This is a genomic window from Streptomyces sp. MnatMP-M17 (assembly GCF_900091995.1).
Taxonomy (GTDB): domain Bacteria; phylum Actinomycetota; class Actinomycetes; order Streptomycetales; family Streptomycetaceae; genus Streptomyces.
Genome location: NZ_FMDK01001051.1, coordinates 1 through 2,179, shown reverse-complemented (window position 1 = coordinate 2,179; position 2,179 = coordinate 1). Strand labels below are relative to the sequence as shown.

General features: G+C 70.6%; 3 protein-coding genes. All 3 read left to right on the top strand.

Annotation, left to right across the window (positions count from 1 at the left end; genetic code table 11):
* The first annotated feature begins 181 nt into the window (after positions 1–181).
* The 3 genes from rph to rdgB all read left to right on the top strand — a co-directional run bounded on the left by rph (position 182) and on the right by rdgB (position 2,125).
* Positions 182–913: a ribonuclease PH gene (rph, locus tag GA0115259_RS35745; RefSeq protein WP_093604557.1), complete on the top strand. Its 732-nt coding sequence runs from the start codon at positions 182–184 to the stop codon at positions 911–913.
* 183 nt (positions 914–1,096) lie between these two features.
* Complete coding sequence (locus GA0115259_RS35740; RefSeq protein ID WP_093604555.1) at positions 1,097–1,489, top strand: hypothetical protein; 393 nt, start codon at positions 1,097–1,099, stop codon at positions 1,487–1,489.
* Between the two features lie 33 nt (positions 1,490–1,522).
* Positions 1,523–2,125 (top strand): RdgB/HAM1 family non-canonical purine NTP pyrophosphatase, encoded by a 603-nt coding sequence (gene rdgB, locus GA0115259_RS35735; protein ID WP_093604553.1) that lies wholly within the window; start codon positions 1,523–1,525, stop codon positions 2,123–2,125.
* Positions 2,126–2,179 lie beyond the last annotated feature (54 nt).

The window sequence follows — 2,179 nt, the reverse complement described above, 5'->3', positions numbered from 1 at the left end:
CGGAGCCGCATATCGAGCACAGCCTCCCTTTCGACAGCGGCGCGCCCTTCGGCTCACTCGTCGGCGGCCCTGAGGAACGAAGGGTCGAGCACGGTCGACTGTCGGCACCGACATAGAGCGCCCCGGAGGCGAACCGAGCCTCAAAAGAGGAGAGGAAAGCCCTTGCCTATAGGCTCGCTGCATGTCACGAATCGACGGCCGCACCCCCGAACAGCTCCGTCCCGTCACCATCGAACGCGGATGGAGCAAGCACGCCGAGGGCTCCGTCCTCATCTCTTTCGGTGACACCCGGGTCTTCTGCACCGCCTCCGTCACCGAAGGCGTCCCGCGCTGGCGCAAGGGCAGCGGCGAAGGCTGGGTCACCGCCGAGTACTCGATGCTGCCCCGCTCCACCAACACCCGCGGCGACCGCGAATCCGTACGCGGCAAGATCGGCGGCCGTACCCACGAGATCAGCCGCCTCATCGGCCGCTCCCTGCGCGCCGTGATCGACTACAAGGCGCTCGGCGAGAACACCATCGTCCTCGACTGCGACGTCCTCCAGGCCGACGGCGGAACCCGCACCGCGGCGATCACGGGCGCGTACGTCGCGCTCGCCGACGCCGTCGCCTGGGCCCAGGGCAAGAAGATCATCAAGACCGGCCGGCGCCCGCTCACCGGCACCGTGGCCGCCGTCAGCGTGGGCATCGTCGACGGCGCGCCTCTTCTCGACCTCTGCTACGAGGAGGACGTCCGCGCCGAGACCGACATGAACGTCGTCTGCACCGGCGACGGCCGCTTCGTGGAGGTCCAGGGCACCGCCGAGGCCGAGCCCTTCGACCGCAAGGAGCTCAACGCCCTCCTCGACCTCGCCACCACGGGCTGCACCGACCTCGCGGCACTCCAGCGCGCGGCCCTGGAACAGACGCTGTAACCAGCACCCGCGAGGACAACCAGCACCCGAACAGGCGGCGGGCCGACGCCCGGCAGGGCAAGCCCGGAAGGTCAACTCCACTGAGGGGAAAGGCAACCGGGAAGACCCGCGCGGCGTCTCCCACCGCACGGGCGCACGGACCGAACCGTGCGCCCGTCCGCACCCTGGGGAGGAACCCGCGCCATGTCCGCGCCCATACGCCGACGCCGCATCACTCTGATCCTTGCCGCCGCAGCCCTGGCCCTGCCGCTCACCGCCGGCTGCGGAGCCCTCGACAAGGCGATGGACTGCGTGGCCGCCGCCGACGCCATCACCACCAGCGTCAGCAACCTGGAACAGGCCGTCTCCAACATCGGGGACAACCCGCTCAAGGCGGACGAGGCCCTCGACGACATCGACGCCGAACTCGACAGCCTCAAGGACAAGACCGACAACGCCGACCTCAGCAAGGCCGTCGGCGACCTCGGCAAGGGAGTCGACAGCGTCCGTACGGCCATCGAGAACGGCGACGAGACACCCGACCTCACGCCCATCTCCGACGCGGCGGCAGAGATCGGCAACATCTGCACCCCCTGACGGACACACCGGGCGGCACCGGATACTGAGGGCATGACCCGCCTCATCCTCGCCACCCGGAACACCGGGAAACTCACCGAACTCCGGGCCATCCTCGCCGACGCGGGTCTGCCTCATGACCTCGTCGGCGCGGACGCGTACCCCGACATCCCCGACGTCAAGGAGACCGGCGTCACCTTCGCCGAGAACGCGCTCCTCAAGGCCCACGCCCTCGCCGACGCCACCGGCCTCCCCGCCGTCGCCGACGACTCCGGCCTCTGCGTCGACGTCCTCGGCGGCGCGCCCGGCATCTTCTCCGCCCGCTGGGCAGGCACCCACGGCGACGACACGGCGAACCTGAACCTGCTCCTCGCCCAGCTCGCCGACATCCCGGCCGCCCACCGCACGGCCCACTTCGCCTGCGCGGCAGCCCTGGCCCTCCCGGACGGCACCCACCGCGTAACCGAGGGCCGCCTCCTGGGCACCCTCCGCACCACCCCCACCGGCACAGGCGGCTTCGGCTACGACCCGATCCTCCAGCCGGAGGGCGACACGCGCACCTGCGCGGAACTAACGGCGGCGGAGAAAAACGCCATCAGCCACCGAGGCAAAGCCTTCCGAGCCCTGGTCCCGGCGGTGCGGGAACTGCTGGGCTGAGCCGGTACGCAGAGGGGCCGCCCACGGATCGTGGGCGGCCCCTCTGTAACGTGC